General features: G+C 62.7%; 13 protein-coding genes. 4 read left to right on the forward strand and 9 right to left on the reverse strand.

Going from position 1 to position 14,735, the window contains the following annotated elements:
* A complete protein-coding gene (locus tag D575_RS0107085; RefSeq protein ID WP_018145225.1) occupies positions 1-744 on the forward strand; it encodes a 3-deoxy-D-manno-octulosonic acid kinase in 744 nt (247 codons plus the stop codon).
* Here the strand turns inward: D575_RS0107085 and D575_RS0107090 are convergent.
* The 3 genes from D575_RS0107090 to msbA form a co-directional block, all read right to left on the reverse strand.
* Complete coding sequence (locus D575_RS0107090; RefSeq protein ID WP_018145226.1) at positions 714-1,832, reverse strand: glycosyltransferase family 9 protein; 1,119 nt, start codon at positions 1,830-1,832, stop codon at positions 714-716. The two genes, D575_RS0107085 and D575_RS0107090, sit on opposite strands and share 31 nt — an antisense overlap.
* A gap of 7 nt (positions 1,833-1,839) precedes the next feature.
* Positions 1,840-2,814 (reverse strand): lysophospholipid acyltransferase family protein, encoded by a 975-nt coding sequence (locus D575_RS0107095; RefSeq protein WP_018145227.1) that lies wholly within the window; start codon positions 2,812-2,814, stop codon positions 1,840-1,842.
* 423 nt (positions 2,815-3,237) lie between these two features.
* A complete protein-coding gene (msbA, locus tag D575_RS0107105) occupies positions 3,238-5,016 on the reverse strand; it encodes a lipid A export permease/ATP-binding protein MsbA (RefSeq protein ID WP_018145229.1) in 1,779 nt (592 codons plus the stop codon).
* Between the two features lie 460 nt (positions 5,017-5,476).
* Between msbA and D575_RS0107110 the strand changes: the two genes are divergently transcribed.
* From D575_RS0107110 to D575_RS0107120, 3 genes are read left to right on the forward strand one after another with little or no spacing between them, the layout of a single operon-like run.
* A complete protein-coding gene (locus D575_RS0107110; protein WP_155985174.1) occupies positions 5,477-6,712 on the forward strand; it encodes an O-antigen ligase in 1,236 nt (411 codons plus the stop codon).
* Positions 6,709-7,956: a glycosyltransferase family 4 protein gene (locus D575_RS14380; protein ID WP_155985175.1), complete on the forward strand. Its 1,248-nt coding sequence runs from the start codon at positions 6,709-6,711 to the stop codon at positions 7,954-7,956. The genes D575_RS0107110 and D575_RS14380 overlap by 4 nt, the downstream gene beginning before the upstream one ends.
* A gap of 31 nt (positions 7,957-7,987) precedes the next feature.
* Positions 7,988-8,950: a stealth family protein gene (locus D575_RS0107120; protein ID WP_018145232.1), complete on the forward strand. Its 963-nt coding sequence runs from the start codon at positions 7,988-7,990 to the stop codon at positions 8,948-8,950.
* 11 nt (positions 8,951-8,961) lie between these two features.
* Here D575_RS0107120 and D575_RS0107125 read toward each other — a convergent pair whose 3' ends face one another.
* From D575_RS0107125 to waaF, 6 genes are all read right to left on the reverse strand, one after another.
* On the reverse strand, positions 8,962-9,972 hold the full coding sequence (locus tag D575_RS0107125) for a glycosyltransferase family 9 protein (protein ID WP_018145233.1): 1,011 nt from the start codon (positions 9,970-9,972) through the stop codon (positions 8,962-8,964).
* Complete coding sequence (locus D575_RS13990; RefSeq protein ID WP_196799818.1) at positions 9,969-10,787, reverse strand: lipopolysaccharide kinase InaA family protein; 819 nt, start codon at positions 10,785-10,787, stop codon at positions 9,969-9,971. Before D575_RS13990 ends, D575_RS0107125 begins: the two co-directional genes overlap by 4 nt.
* Complete coding sequence (locus D575_RS0107135; protein WP_231367506.1) at positions 10,788-11,357, reverse strand: lipopolysaccharide kinase InaA family protein; 570 nt, start codon at positions 11,355-11,357, stop codon at positions 10,788-10,790.
* A gap of 263 nt (positions 11,358-11,620) precedes the next feature.
* The gene (gene rfaP, locus D575_RS0107140; protein WP_018145236.1) at positions 11,621-12,484 is read right to left on the reverse strand and encodes a lipopolysaccharide core heptose(I) kinase RfaP; all 864 of its coding nucleotides are present in this window, start codon (positions 12,482-12,484) and stop codon (positions 11,621-11,623) included.
* Complete coding sequence (locus tag D575_RS0107145; RefSeq protein ID WP_018145237.1) at positions 12,481-13,617, reverse strand: glycosyltransferase family 4 protein; 1,137 nt, start codon at positions 13,615-13,617, stop codon at positions 12,481-12,483. The genes rfaP and D575_RS0107145 overlap by 4 nt, the downstream gene beginning before the upstream one ends.
* Positions 13,617-14,663, reverse strand: coding sequence for a lipopolysaccharide heptosyltransferase II (gene waaF / locus D575_RS0107150; protein ID WP_018145238.1), 1,047 nt, complete (start codon positions 14,661-14,663; stop codon positions 13,617-13,619). The genes D575_RS0107145 and waaF overlap by 1 nt, the downstream gene beginning before the upstream one ends.
* Between the last annotated feature and the right edge of the window lie 72 nt (positions 14,664-14,735).

The raw sequence follows: 14,735 nt of genomic DNA on the forward strand, positions 1-14,735 counted from the left end.
GTGGAGGGGCGCCACTGGCGTCGCGGGCGGGTCCGCGTGCTTTTTGACGCAGCGTTGCCCGCACCCCCGGAGCCCTGGTGGTTCGATTTCGCCGCGCTGGAGCAACGTGGTCTCGTGACCGGGCGAGGCGGTGGGCGTGGCAGCGTCGTGTTCTTCCGCAGCCCGCTCGAAAATGGCGAGGAGTGGGTGCTGCGGCATTACATGCGCGGTGGCACCGTTGCGCGAATCCTCGGTGATCGCTACCTGTGGCAGGGCCTTGACGATACGCGACCGTGGCGCGAATGGTTCTATACCGCGCGCTTGTTCGACGAGGGTTTGCCCGTACCGCGTCCGATCGCCGGACGGGTGGCACGCGCCGGGCCGCTGTACGTTGCGGACCTGATTACGGTTCGGGTTCCGGGCGCGCGTTCGCTGGACGAGAACCTCGGCGAGGCCGGGATTCCGGATGCGACGTGGCATGCAGTCGGGGCCTGCATCCGGCGTTTCCACGATGCCGGGCACTGGCACCCGGATCTCAACAGCCGCAATATCCTGGTCGCCCCCGACGGTGAGATTTCGATCATCGACTGGGATCGCGGCCGGTATCGCGCAGGCACGGATGGCGACTGGCGGGAGGCCAACCTGCAGCGACTTCGGCGCGACCTGGAAAAGCGCCTGCGAATTCGCGAACGCTGGGTCTACACCGACGCCTGCTTTGCGCAGTTGCGCGCCGGTTACGAGGCAGGGGCGCCCTCGGGCGGTTGATCGGTGACCTCCGGCGGCAGGGCGCGCGGGGCACCGGCAGTCATCAAGGCGTCCAATCGTTCGATCACGTCCTCCGGGCGAATCAGTTCCATCACGCCGGGGCGTTCGATCTTGGTCCCCCAACGGATCTCGCTAGCCGGTTTGCCCAGTTCGCGGCGTGCTGCCTCGTCATAGCGATCCACGCACCACTGGCCGCTGTAGTAAGGGCGGGCCCGGGCCGGGTTGGTGCAGGCATACAGCCCAATTACCGGCGTGCCCATGGCGTTCGCCATGTGGGCGGGGCCCGAATCGGGGCTGACCACGGCCGTGGCGCGGCCCAGGATGGCCAGCATTTCCTTGATCGAGGTTCTCCCGGTCAGATTTTCGTGCTGTTCCTGGCTTTGTGCCAGCACCGCCTCGCCCATCTCTTGTTCGCTTCGGGACGGTCCTCCAGTGATCAAGACCTTCAAGCCGTGGGCCCGCGCTGCGTGGTCGGCGACCTTTGCGCAGCCCTCGGCAGTCCAGTTGCGCAGGCTGTGACTGGAGCACGGGCTGATCACCAGGGTGGGGACATCGTCCGGGATAAGCTCGCGAGCCCGTTCAGCCGCGTCATCCGGCACGGGGATGTCCCAGACCATGTGGCGCCGGGCGAGCCCCAGGGCCTCGATGAAGCTGAAATAGATGTCAATCACGTGCTGCCCGGGGTGCGGGGGGATGCGCGCGTTGATGAACAGCCCATGCAGGTCGCGCGAACGGGCGCGGTCATAGCCCAGGCGCAGGTCGGCGCGGATGCCGAGGCTCGCGATGTTGGCGCGCAGGGCAAACTGATTGTGCAGCAGCACATCAAAGCGCCGGCCTTTCATTTGGTGCCACAGTGCCCGGTAGCCGGCCCATCCTGCGCCCTTGTCGAAGACCACGAACTCCACACCCGGGATGTCGCCGACCAGGGCGCGTTCGGCCTTGCCGACGACCCAGGTCAGACGGGTCTGCGGCCACTCGCGCTGAAGCGTGCGAACGACCGGAGTCATGTGGGTGACGTCGCCCAGCGCGGAAAAGCGCAGGATGCACAGCGACGCCGGCGGCTCGCTCAGGGGGAGTTGCGGAGGCATTTCCGGGTCAACTCCCATCCCGATGGGACTGTCGCCGCTGGCGCCTTTCGCGGCGGTGATCCTTGACGCCAGGATACATGTCCACGTCGGGATCGGGCTGACTCTTGAACCGGCGATGGGCCCAGAAATACTGGTCCGGGTGTTCGCGAACGGCCTCTTCGACGATGCGGTTCATGCGCTCGGCATCGGCCTGGTCATCCCCGGTCGGATAGTTCTCCAAGGCGGGCTTGAGGACGATCTCGTAGCCTTTCCGGTCCGGCAGCGCGTGGTAGAACAGTGGCACTACCCGCGCCTTGCTCATGCGCGCGAGCCGCGGGAGCCCCGTCACCGTGGCGGCCGGAATGCCGAAGAATGGCGCAAACACGTTCTGCCGACTGCGGTAGTTCTGGTCGCCGGCATACCAGACCGGGATGCCTCGGCGGAGGGTGCGCACAATCCCGCGAACGTCGTCCTTGGACAGCACCGGCCCGATACTGGCGCGTCCCTTGCGCATGGTGGCATCAGCCAGGGGGCGGCGATCCATGGGCTTGTAGATCACCGCCATGTCGATCCGGCGGCTCAGCAGGCGGCCGGCCATTTCGATCGATGTGAAATGCCCCGACAGCAGGATTACCGGCGACCCTTCGGCCTGGGCGGCTTGCAGGTGCTCCAGCCCCCGGATCTGCAGGGGGATGCGATCGACACGCTGACCGCCAAACCAAGCCAGGGCCAGTTCGGCAAACCCGCGACCTGTATGCCGGAAGTTTCTCCGTACCATCGCCTCGCGCTCGGCCGGGGATGCTTCAGGAAAGCACAGGTCGAGGTTGCGCCGAATGATCAGGCGACGCTGGCGAGCGAGGGCATAGGTCACGGGACCCAGTGCTTCGCCCAAGCGCAGGACCAGGCTTGGGGGCAGGTGCCCCAGAAGCCACAGCAAGCCGACGCCGAGGCTGTGGCCCCAGTTGGACAGGTGTGCCGGATGCGTGCTTTGCGGCTTTGGCATGGGTGGGTGTCGCTGCTTCCAAACGCGCGATTATATCAGGCCCGTTCGAGCCCCCAGGGTACAGGGGCGCCTTGTGGAGGAAGACCGCCCGGATTATTGCGGACCGGTCGATGATGGGCTCAGTTTTGGAAGGATTCCGAGTACTGACGCGGGCCGCCCTTGAGGCGGCCGCCGACGCGCGCGGCCCTAGCTTGCGCGGACGAGAAGACGGCCAGCAATGGCTTGCCAAGAAGGGTGTCCTGGGGAGAAGCCATATCCGAACCTTCGGGGAGACGGTGTTAGGGCTCTTGATGCTCGGCGTCGGCTGATTCGCCTGCCCTGTCAGCTAAAGATGCGCGGCGCCGGTGCGTGACTCCATCTATTCTGGCTGAGGTCATCCAGCAGGGTTGGTCCTAGAAGAACCCCTCTTGGGCCCCACTGTTTCTAGTCCTTGGCGAACTGGACCTTTTGCAGGGCGGCGTAGGCGCCGTTCTGTGCGAGCAGTTCGGCGTGAGTCCCGGATTCGACGATCTGCCCAGCGTCCAGCACCACGATGCGGTCGGCGTCCTCGATGGTGGAAAGACGATGCGCGATGACCAGAGTGGTGCGGTTGCGCATGAGCGTCTCCAACGCGTCCTGGATTTTCTGCTCGGATTCTGAGTCCAGCGCGGAGGTGGCCTCGTCCAGGATCAGGAGGGGTGCGTCCTTCAGGAGTGCACGGGCAATGGCCACACGCTGGCGCTGCCCCCCGGAGAGCATGATCCCGTTCTCGCCGACGACCGTGTCGAAACCCGCGGGAAGTCTTTCGATGAATTCCAGGGCATTGGCCGCTCGGGCGGCCTCGCGTAGCTGCTGTTCGGTCGGCTTTTCCGGCAGGCCGTAGGCGATGTTGTTGGCCAGAGTGTCGTTGAATAAGACGACATGCTGGCTAACCAGTGCCATCTGGCTGCGAAGGTCCTTCAGGCGGTATTCCCGGACCGGGTGGCCGTCCAGCCGGATCTCGCCCCGTTCGGGCTCGTAGAAGCGTGGTAGCAGCCGTGCCAGGGAGGTCTTGCCGCTGCCTGATCGGCCGACCAAGGCGACGGTCTCGCCCGGTGCAATGTCCAGACTCACGTCCTTCAGAACCCACTCGGTCTGATGTGGGTAGCGCAGCCAGATACGGTCGAACTCGATTTGCCCCTCGGCGTGTTCCAAGGGGCGCTGGCCATGGTCGGGCTCCGGGGGCGTATCCAGTATTTCGAACACGCTTTCGCCGGCGGCCAGGGCCTTCTGGATCTCGGCATTCACCCCGACAATCCGTTTCAGCGGCGGCAGCATCAGCAGCATGGCCACGATGAACGAAATCATGCCGCCGGGCGTGATGGTTTCGAGCACCATGTCCATCGTGGCCAGGTACACGATGACCGCCAGTGCGACGATCGCACCCAGCTGTGACAGCGGCTGGCTGGCGGCCTGTACCGCCTTGTGTCGCATCAGCTGACGATGGTATCGCTCGTTGGTGCGCTCGAACCGATCCGCCTCGTAATCCGTGGCGCCGAAGATCTTTACCTCCGCCTGCCCGCGGATGCCGTCCTCCGCGATCTGTGCATAGTCGCCCACGGACTTTTGCATCCGCCGGCTGATCTTGCGGAACTTCTTGTTGGCGCCCACCACCACTAGGCCGACCAGCGGGGCGATGCTGAACACAATCAGCACCAGCCACCCGCTCAGGTAGGTCATGTAGGCGAGCAGGAAGATGACCGTGAACGAATCGCGGACCAGTACGATGATGGCCTTGGACGCCGCTGCATTGATCTGGGTGACGTTGTAGGTGAGCTTGGCCAGCAGGGTGCCCGGGGAGTGGCGGTCGAAGAACGCTGCTGGCAACCGTAGATACTGTTCAAATACAGCCTGCCGGACATCCTTGACGACCTTTCGGCCAATCCACGCCACACTGTAGTCGGACGCGAACATGGTAGCGCCATGGAACAGGAAGATCCCGATGAGCGCGGCCGGAACCCAGATTCTGGCGGCAGGATCCTGCTCGATGAATGTCCCGTCCACCAGCGGCTGGATTACCCAGGCGAAGGCCGCCTGACCGGCCGCCGCGAGGATCATCGCCACAATCGCGAGCACCCCCAGGCGCCAGTACGGCTTGACGAACGCAAAGATCCGCTTGTATAGCCGCCAGGATTCGCTGGCCGTCGGATGTTCCGGGTTCTGATCGCTCGAGCGTTCGCCCATCAGGGGTTCCTTACCAGGCTAAGGGCCTCCCGCCAAGCGCGCGGTCCAACCCAGGTCAACCGGTATCGGGCGGGCGCAGGCAGCGGGAATTAAGGGATGATATCAGAGCAAACACTTTTGTCCCCGGCGACGACGCCGGCATGAGCGCGTGGTAGTATTCCAAGCAGCTTGTCTCCTTGTTGCCAGCGCCACCGACACCCCGATCGGTCTCTATTATGTCCTGCCACGTCAACGTTTCTGTCCGCATAAGTGTTTCGATACCTGCTGAGGCGCTCTGCCGCCAGCTTGTGCCCCGACGCGGAGTCGCAGGAGTGCGCCATCTCGCAGGAGCACTCAGGAGCGCCGACCAGTCGGGCGCTGTTCATGAGTGCTGACACTGTCGCAAGAACAGCTGCATGCTCGCCGGTCCTATGCGGAAGGCTAAGGCTCGATTGTTTATATGGCGGTTAGAGAGGTTCTGATGGATAGAGCCGGGCTGTGGTCCGCGAAGCGCCAGTCCGGCTTATTGCCGGCATTTATCGGTTGGATGCTGGCCGTTTTTCTTGCCGGTTTTATTGCGGCCTGGGATACAAGAATCCACCGTGACATCTTGTATTTCGGGGTCTTTTTTCCGTCAATTGTGTATTTCTCCTCCTTTCATTGGCGAGCGATCGGCTCCAGCTGGGTCATCAGGCTTTCGGCTCTTTTTTTGTTCTATTTGGTTCTCACTCTACTGTGGGGCGGGGGCGCCCCGATCGGGGAGGCGTACGATAGGGTCCGTTACGCCTTTATTATTTTGGGCGCGATTGCCGTGCTCGCATGGATGTTTTCCGTAGATGAGCAATGGTTGAGTCGGTCTCTCGTTATTATGCTCCCCGTCGGGGGGGGCGTCCTCGCGTATTCTATATTGACGTTTTACGCTGAAGAGCCGTTTCCTTATGCTCGGCTCCAGAACCAAGTATTTTACCATGAAAACCCCAACTCTGGTGCTGTTGGGTTTTATCTCTTGTCTATTATTGGGGCCTACGGAGTTCTGGCAGGAAAAACGGTAGTTCAGAAGTGCTGGGGGTTACTTGCCTTGCTCGTCGGGTCGGTGTTTATTGTTCTGGCACAAAGCCGAGGTCTGTTGCTGGGTGCCGTGCTCGCGATCTTTGTGCAACTGATCTATCTGAGGTACTGGAAAACCATAGGTGGGCTGCTGCTTGGGAGCGTGGTGTTTGTAGTCGCTTTCGAGCTCTTTGACTGGACGGGTCGAGGGCTTCTGGCGAGGGCCGATGCGCATCGTATTGAGATCTGGTCGATCACTGTAGACAAGATCCTCTCCGCTCCTATTTTGGGGCACGGAGTTGGCAATGGTTTGGAGATTGTCCTTGAGTCCGGCAAGGCCATGATCAGCCCTCACAACTTTTTCCTCGCAGTGCTTCTCGTCGGAGGAGGGGTGGCCGGGATCCTTTTTTCTGTACTTGTCGGGAGGTCTCTTTGGGTGCTGCGCGATGGCTTAGTACGAGGCCTCCCGGGTGCATTGATTGCGACGTCGTTGCTGGCTGGTGGATTGGTGATTATTGGTTTTGATAGTCACGAAATCGTCACGAGGGTTCATCCTCATTTGTGGGTTGGCCTATGGCTTCCTCTCGCGGCTGTGGCAGGTCTTGAGTTGAGAAATCGGGTTGTTTTCCGCGATGATTGCGGGATTCGAAACGCCGGTAAAATAAGATGATGGACGAGGCTGATTCCGATGGTATTCAAGGGATCCTGCACTATCTGAATCTCAGCGTGGTGGGCGGGGTCGAAACGCTGTTTAGCGATCTCATTGAATCCGGGTGGATGAGTGAGTTCTTCGCGCATCATGTGGTGAGTGGGACGTCTGTTCATGAACAGTTTCTGCGCCCTCTAGCTCACAGAGTGTCAACGTTATCCTATTTGAAGAAAACCCGTTTTGGCGTTTATCTTCCACGCCGCCCCCGCGTGTTCAGGGAGGCGAGGGCGCGGCGGTTGTCCCGGCGTATTGCGCCGATGGTTATAGTTGCATGGAACAACTTGGGTCGGCCCGAAACTCTTGGGATGAAACGATCGTCGCCCAGAGCGTCATTGGTGTATTTGGAACACGGCGCATGTTGGGATGCGGAGCCGATAAAGACTCGGGTTTTCCTCGAGCAGTGTGATCGGGTGGTTTGTAATTCCCATGCAGCGAAACGGGTGATGGAGGAACGGTTTGGGGTAGTCGCGGACAAGGTGATTCGAGTGCCCCTTAGGCTCGGGGCGTTAGCCGGCGGTGGGGCGCCGCAGCCAAGGCCTGCTCTTGGAAATCGCTCGCTGCAGTTGGGGATTGCGGGACGACATATCCCGCTGAAGGGCTTCACTGTGGTGCTTCATGTTCTGAAGGCACTTGTTAGCTGGGGATATGATGCGGAGTTGCAGGTGGCGGGGAGCGGGCCGGAGCTCCCGCGGTTTCAGGACCTGGCCACGCGTCTGGGTATGGCGAAGCGGGTTCATTGTCACGGGCATGTCAGTGACATGGGGCGCTTCTTCCGGCGCATCGACATGCTTCTGGTGCCTTCCGTCAGGGAACCGTTCGGTCTTGTTAGCGTGGAGGCGGCGGCCCATGGGTGCGTTGTGATTGCATCCGCGGTGGACGGTCTCCCAGAAACGATGAGCGATGGTTACTCCGGAATTCTGGTGAGACCGACCGAGCCCTTGACTGTCCTGAAGGAACTGGGAGGCACCTGTGATCGGATTCCTGATCGAGTGTACGATCCAGCCACAGATGCGCTGGGGAACCCAAAGATACTAGATCCAGGCACGTTGGCCAGGGCCGTGTCAGCGCTTGTGGATGATAGTGCTCGCTTCCGGTCCATAAGCCGATATGCCATCGATTATGCCCGGAGCGCTCATTGTTTCGAGGCCTATGCGCGGGCACTGGGCGATGAGATACGGGCTTTGTCGGCTACGTTCGCCCGCTGATGGTGGATTGAAGACACCCGGGGATACTTGCATGGTAGACGCAGTGGTGACTTGGGTGGACGGCGACGATCCGGAGCACTGTCGGGAGAGGATTCGGTTTCTGGATGGTCGTGCCGAAGGATTAGGGCGGGAGGCCACGGATGCGACGCGCTTCCGCTCGAAAGGGGAAATCTATTACTGCCTGCACCTGCTAAGGCAGAACGCGTCTTGGATCAGGAAGGTGTTTCTTGTGACTGATCGCCAGCGGCCCGACTTTCTCACCCCTGAGGAGGAGGTTAGGTTGGGGGTGACCGTTGTGGACCACCGGGAGATATTCCGTGACTACGAGGACGCCCTCCCCACGTTTAACTCTTTGTCTATCGAGACAGTCTTGCATCGCATCCCTGGCCTTGACGATGAGTTTCTGTATCTCAATGATGATATTTTCTTACTGAAGCCGGTTGTCCCTTCTGAGTTCTTCGCGGATAGAGTCGCATTGTGGCGCGGGCTGATCTGGCCCGGTAACCCTGTGGCCTTCCGTGTGCAGAGAAAGCTGAGACGGTTGCAGAAGCGCTGGGCGCGGAGATGGTATGTCGATGGTCTAGTGGGGTTCTGTTACGAGAGACACTGGCTTCGGGGGCGAGATCACCTGCAGCTGGGACATGCCCTGCATCCGATGAGGCGGAGTTTACTGACGGAGTGTCTCGAGGGGCGTATCGCCGCCAACGTACGGTATCGATTTCGACACGCCGATCAGTTCAACCCGGTTACGTTGGCGGCGAATTATGAGCTGGGCAGGGGAATGGCTAGACTCGGACCGAGGGACTGGGGGTACCTGGACTGTAAGAAGGAGCCGGGCGAAGCGATATGTCGAAAGATGGCCGAGTTTATTGATGATCCGAAGGTTCGGATGGTGTGCGTGCAGTCGATGGATAGGGCTAGCCCAGAAGTGGCGGAGGAATTGAAGTCTATGCTGCAGCAGGTATTGGACGGTGGGGGAGCGCTACATGAGTAGCTACACTGGTTTCAGCTGGGCAGCTGCTGGCGGATAGCTTCGATTACTGGATTCAGCTCGATACTGTCCATTGCGCGCCCATCAGGGTAACTCTTTTTGCCTTGGCCTGGGGGTATGGGCCGGGTTCCACGGACGATGAGCGCTCGGTCCGTCAGGGGCCCCCAGCGCGAGGGATTGGTAGGGCCGTACAAGGCGACAATTCGACATCTCGAAGCAGCAGCAACGTGCATGGGGCCGCTATCGTTACCGACGAACAATTGGCACTGGCTGAGAAGCGCGATCAAGGTGCCGATCGGTAGCTGTTCTACCAAGTTCAGCGGGCGGTGCTGACAGTGTTCGAGTACCTGATTCGCGGCCAAGCGATCTGGTGCGGCACCGACCAGCGCTGGGCGCAGGCCTTGATTGGCTAGCCAGTCGATGACCCGAGCGTATTTTTCCAGCGGCCAGTGCTTGTAGCCCTTGCCCCCTGCGACGTGGAGGCAGACGATGTCACCCGGATCGCCCAAGCCCCGGCTTGCAAGGTCTGTGTGGTCCTCCTCGGTGGCCTGAAGGCTGGGGTGCCCCCAACCGGAGCCGTGACCTGCGGCGGCGGCCAGGGCGCCGTATGTATCGATCCGGTGATGGCCGAGTGCCTCAGGGTCGGCGTGGCGGCTATATAGTCGCGCGTGAGGTGCTCCCTGGTGGCAGATGCGCCACGTCGCTCGCGACAGTCCGCCGGCAAGGGCTGCGGTCTTGCTGCCGCCGAAGTCGATGACCAGCTGCGGTCGATGCTGGCGGATGCCCGATAATGTTTGGTGAAAGAGTCGCGCCCGAGACCAGAGGTTATCTCTAGAGGCGGAAATGAGGTGTGGCTTGGGTAACCCGGGGATTCTCTGAGCCAATGCGGCATGGGGGCTGTGCAGTATCAGCTGCGCCGTCTGGAACTGGCGGGCCAGGTGCCGAAGCACCGGGCTGGCAACCAGGAAGTTGCCCAGGTGGCGGTCTAGCATTACGAGGACGGCGGATTGGTTGTTGGTCTTCATTTGCTGTTCGGTACGTTATCGTTCGGCGGATACTCCGGATGGGTATCCAGGGAGACGGGCCGCCGACCGTAGCGCCGCTGGTGGCGGAGACTGATGCGTCGAACGACCGGGCGCATGGTTTCGTAGATGGTGGTCTCCGAGAGAACACGGGTTTCGCAGTACACGCTGCAGATTCGGGCTGCCCAGGTGGTGTTCAATCCCTGCTCCAGGCCACCGACTATGAAACGCGCCAGATCTTTGGCCCCTGCGCGCGCACTGACGCGCCAGCGCTGTCTGGCGCTGTCCAAGTCCACCAGTGCGGGCGTCAGCTCCTCGGTGACCAGTATATTCCCCCACTTCAGGTCGCCATGGATGACGCCCAGGGAATGCATGTGTGCAATGGCTCGGGTGGCCTCGATCGTGACCGTTTGCATTTGGCCTGGTGTCAGGGCGTCATCTGCCAGGCGATCGGTTAATGCCGCTGCGCCTTCTATGGCCTCGGTGATCAACCATACACCCGAGTTTCCGGTAATGAGAGCGTGGGGGCGCGGAACCGGCACACCATGGTTATGAAGGGACCAGTTGATTCTCCAGATGCGTTCGGCCGCTCGGCGGGAGAACAGACTGGGCCGGGTCAAGTAGTGTTTGAAAAACAAACCAGGCAAGTTCTGCTGTGCCGTTTGAAGGAAACCGCTAACAACTTTTCGATTGCGCTTGACCACCCGCAGTTCGTGATCCGCAGGAGGCCAGTCACCGGTAGACACGCGCGTTGCCACGATGGACCCCGGAAGGTCATGGGTCTTGCGGTTTCCGGAAATACGGACGAGGCGGTCCATCTAATCGGAGGCCTGGGACGAGTAACGCGCCTTGGGCCCACCTCGTGCGCGGCGGCGTTTCCAGCGTCGGGCTCGCGCATGCTCGACGGCCCGGGCCAATGCGCGGGATTGCTCGCGGCTCATTTTCTGGGCTTTTGCGTAGCCTTGCAGCAGCCGGTACTGATCGAAACGGCTGAGTAGGCTGCGAGGGGTCATTAGAAGCTGGACGAGGTTTCGCATGCGGTCGCTGGTTCGTCGCGAGCGCCGATTGCCCTCGTTGTCCAGGTACCAGAACTTGGGCGCGCCATCAGGGCCATGCCATTCGCACAGGATGTTGCCCAGGCGGAGATCGCCATGTATCCACCCAGCGGTATGTAGGCGGGCGATCTCGGCGCCGACTTGGTTCAGGAGCTGCCACCGTTCCCTCGTGCCCAGCGCGATGGCGCCGCCCTCATGGGTTGCCAGATCATTCACCGTGGGATGCTGAATGGCGTCGGTTGCAACATACTCGATTGAGCCTCGGATCCAGCCGTGGCACCGGGAAGTGGGTGTGGCAAAGCCAGATTCGTTCATCCGAATGGATTGATCCACTGCTCGTACACCTCGGCTCCCCCGCACCAGTGCCTTGACAGGCTCTGATCGGCTTCTGGGGATGAATAACTTTAGGAAGACCGGTCGTCCGTTCCACTCGCCTGTGGCCACTCTGGTTTGAGCGGAGCTGCTCAGTACCCGCCAGCCGTCGAATTGCCGATTACACGCGATCGCCTTCGCCACAGCGGCGAGCTCTGGGCAGCGGTTGGCGGCGGCGAGGTGGCGTGGGGCGAATCCTATCGACTTGAAGATACGGTGACGGATCATCGCGGTAACCCCTCGGGCACGCGGCCATGTTCGCGTTGATATTGCCAGCGGGCGCGTTGTGTGACGCGCTGCCACAAGGTGGAGTCGATGTCGAGGGTGACACGGACGGAGTTCTGACGGTACTCGCGGATGAAGCGCAGCAAGTCGCGGTGGCCAAGACCAATGTCCAGTGCCGAAAAGTACAGCCCGCCCAAGTCCTTGATGCGTGCACGTTTTGGGAGGCGGGTATGGCACTGCACGCGGTGCAGGTCCATCAGATGCAGGCGCGGCGGGATGCGGCCGGACCGGATGGCGTTCTCGTCCGTGTTCAGGTCGAGTCGGAAGTGGCACAGGTAGAAGTCGCGGTGGTTCATGCCGTTTCCGTGCAGTACGCGGGCGATGCGCGCGACCTCTCGGATCAACCGAAGGCGAAAAGCGAAGGCGGGCGGTTTTTCGTGCCAGGTCAGGCATTCCTGTTCCAGGGTGCGGGTGCGCCCCAGGTCGCGGGTGATTACGAACGAGCGTTCCCGTGCCGGGTTCAGTCCGCGCCGGATGCCGAACGCGACTGGAGGCGTGGTCGGGATGCCGAGTTCCTGCAGGCGGTGGATCGCGCGCCATTCAGGGGTGGCGCCCAGCACCGGGATGCGGAACTGGCTCAGTTTGCGCAGGATGCGTCGCCAGGGCATACCGTTATGCACTTTGGCAAAGTAGTGCTGCCCGCCCAGTTCGAAGCGGAACGTACGTCGCCCGTCAACATTGCGAACCACTTCACCATCCAGTGCCATGGCCTGTTCGAAGGGGTCTCCCGGGCCGCAGCGTGCGGTCAGCGCCGCGTGGAAGGCATCGTCCATCACCAATTCGTTGCGCCGGCGTGCGCTCATGCCGCCGCCTCGCCATACCGGGGGCCTTCGATGACCTGCAGTGCGTGTTCGGCGCGGGCGCCCAGTTCGGTGCGCTCGGTGTAGCGCAGGGCTGCATCGTGCCAGGTCTGCGGATGCGGGTGGTTCAGCATGCGCAGCAGGGCGGCGTCCATCGCGGATTGCTCGAACGGCATGGGTAGCACCATCCCGCAGCCGGCGCGCTCGACGTGGAAGCCGTACCCGCAATTGGCGGTGACCAGGGCCGGAAGACCGGCGGCGATGGCCTCGACAATCGCGGTCCCGGTGTTCTCCTGATAAGCGGGGTGCAGCAACAGGTCGGCCGCGAACAGGAAGTCGGCAACGTCGTCGCGACCCTGCAGAAAATGCACCTGTCCGGCGACACCGAGACGGCGCGCCAGCCGCATCAGCGGGGCCGAGCGTCCCTTGCCCAGTACGTACAGCGAGGCCCGTTCGCGCAAGCCGTCCGGCAGGGCGGCCAGGGCGCGGATGCTGCGATCCACACCCTTGCGCCGGAAGTCGGAGCCGACCATCAGCAGCATGCGGGCGTCATCGTCCAGGCCCAGATCCGACCGCAGCTTGCGACCGCGCGCAGTGGAGCTTTCAGCGGCAAAGCGGTCCGCGGAGACGTAGGGCGGCATCGAATGGAAGCGGTCGTCGGGGGTCGCGTACCAGTGCTGGAACAGCGGCTTTTCGGCTTCGGACAGCAACAGGATATGGTTGCGTGCATCCGCACGAAAGACCGCGTGCTCGAGTTCGGCATGTACGCGATAGCGTCCCGACAGCCGGTACAGCGGGCTGCGTGCCTGGGCGCGCTCGATGAAGCACGGGTCGGCGTTGTAGTACACATCCACGCCGGGCAGCTTGTTGAACCCGACGACGCGATCCGGGCGGGAGACCGCCATGTCGTCCTGCATGCGGCGGGCGAACTGGCGGTAGCGCGTGTGGTTGCGCCAGCCGGGCACGCGCACGACCTGCACTGTCAGGTTCGGATGATCCGCGGCCCAGCCCTCCCAGGACAGGGTGTACACCTCCACCGTATGCCCGCGTTCCAGTGCCAGTTCGGTAATGCGCCGAAAGTTGCGTTGCAGCCCGCCGTGCGGGAAGTACTTGAACAAGAGGAAAGCCAGCCGCATCAGGCATCCCTCTTCGTCAACTCGCCCGCCGCGTCGAGCACCTGCGCTGGTGCGAGCTGGCGCAGGCAGTTCAGGTGCCCCAGCGGGCATTCGCGCTGGAAACAGGGGCTGCAGTCCAGTCCCAGGTGGAGGATCCGGGCGCGTTCGCTCAGCGGCGGGGTGTAGTTCGGATCGGAGGATCCGTAGATGGCCACGACCGGGCGCCCGGTCGCTGCGGCGATGTGCATCAGACCCGAGTCGTTGCTGATGACGAGATCCGCGCAGGCCAGCAGATCGATGGCCTGGCCGAGCTGCGTGCGTCCGGCGAGGTCCCGGCAACCGGGGGCAGCCTCGGCGATGGTCCTGGTTACCGGGGTGTCCTTGTCGGACCCGAACAGCCAGACTTGCCAGCCATCGGCGAGATACTCGCGTGCCACTTCGGCGTAGGAACTGGCCGGCCAGCGCTTGGAAGGGCCGTATTCCGCGCCAGGGCAGAGCGCCAGCACCGGCGCGTCGTCCATATCCAGCCCGGTGGAGCGCCGGGCCTCCTGGCGCCCGGCGTCCGATACGGCGAGCGCGGGATGCGAGATCGGTGGCGGCAGGGCGGTGTCAGCGGTATGCCCGAGGGCGACAAAACGGTCGACCGTGCGGTAGAGAATCGCGCGGTCCAGCGGCCGGATGTCGTTCAGCAGGCCGTAGCGGGATTCGCCACGATAGCCGGTGCGTCGCGGGATGCGAGCCGCGAACACGGGCAGTGCGGCCTTGGCCGAACGCGGCAAGACGATAGCCTGATCGTAGCTCGCACTGCGCAGAGAACGCCCCAGCCGCCAGCGTTTGCCCAGCCCCAGTTCGCCGTGCCCCACCGGCAACGGGATCGCGCGGCGGACTTCCGGCATGCGTTCCAGTAGCGGCAGGCTCCAGGCCGGCGCGATCACGTCCACTGCGGGCGCGGGCTGGCGGGCGCGCAGGGTCATGAACAGGCTCTGCGCCATCACCATGTCGCCGACCCAGGCCGGGCCGACCACCAGCACCGCGGGCGGCCGCTGTGAGGTCGGTGTCTTCACCATGTGCGACAAGGGCCGTTCGCGCCCGGATGGCGCCGCGGGGTTGGGGTGTCGAAATGAGAACAGAAACCGCGC

The sequence above is a fragment of the Thioalkalivibrio sp. AKL6 genome (assembly GCF_000376905.1).
Taxonomy (GTDB): Bacteria; Pseudomonadota; Gammaproteobacteria; order Ectothiorhodospirales; family Ectothiorhodospiraceae; genus Thioalkalivibrio; species Thioalkalivibrio versutus.

What these genes read in the sequence shown, in the direction of transcription:
- D575_RS13990 (WP_196799818.1), bottom strand. Translation starts at nt 10,787, where the DNA reads ATGGACCGCCTCGTCCGTATTTCCGGAAACCGCAAGACCCATGACCTT.
- rfaP (WP_018145236.1), bottom strand. Translation starts at nt 12,484, where the DNA reads ATGAGCGCACGCCGGCGCAACGAATTGGTGATGGACGATGCCTTCCAC.
- D575_RS14380 (WP_155985175.1), top strand. Translation starts at nt 6,709, where the DNA reads ATGATGGACGAGGCTGATTCCGATGGTATTCAAGGGATCCTGCACTAT.
- D575_RS0107090 (WP_018145226.1), bottom strand. Translation starts at nt 1,832, where the DNA reads ATGCCTCCGCAACTCCCCCTGAGCGAGCCGCCGGCGTCGCTGTGCATC.
- D575_RS0107145 (WP_018145237.1), bottom strand. Translation starts at nt 13,617, where the DNA reads ATGCGGCTGGCTTTCCTCTTGTTCAAGTACTTCCCGCACGGCGGGCTG.
- msbA (WP_018145229.1), bottom strand. Translation starts at nt 5,016, where the DNA reads ATGGGCGAACGCTCGAGCGATCAGAACCCGGAACATCCGACGGCCAGC.
- D575_RS0107110 (WP_155985174.1), top strand. Translation starts at nt 5,477, where the DNA reads ATGGATAGAGCCGGGCTGTGGTCCGCGAAGCGCCAGTCCGGCTTATTG.
- D575_RS0107120 (WP_018145232.1), top strand. Translation starts at nt 7,988, where the DNA reads ATGGTAGACGCAGTGGTGACTTGGGTGGACGGCGACGATCCGGAGCAC.
- D575_RS0107125 (WP_018145233.1), bottom strand. Translation starts at nt 9,972, where the DNA reads ATGAAGACCAACAACCAATCCGCCGTCCTCGTAATGCTAGACCGCCAC.
- D575_RS0107095 (WP_018145227.1), bottom strand. Translation starts at nt 2,814, where the DNA reads ATGCCAAAGCCGCAAAGCACGCATCCGGCACACCTGTCCAACTGGGGC.
- waaF (WP_018145238.1), bottom strand. Translation starts at nt 14,663, where the DNA reads ATGGTGAAGACACCGACCTCACAGCGGCCGCCCGCGGTGCTGGTGGTC.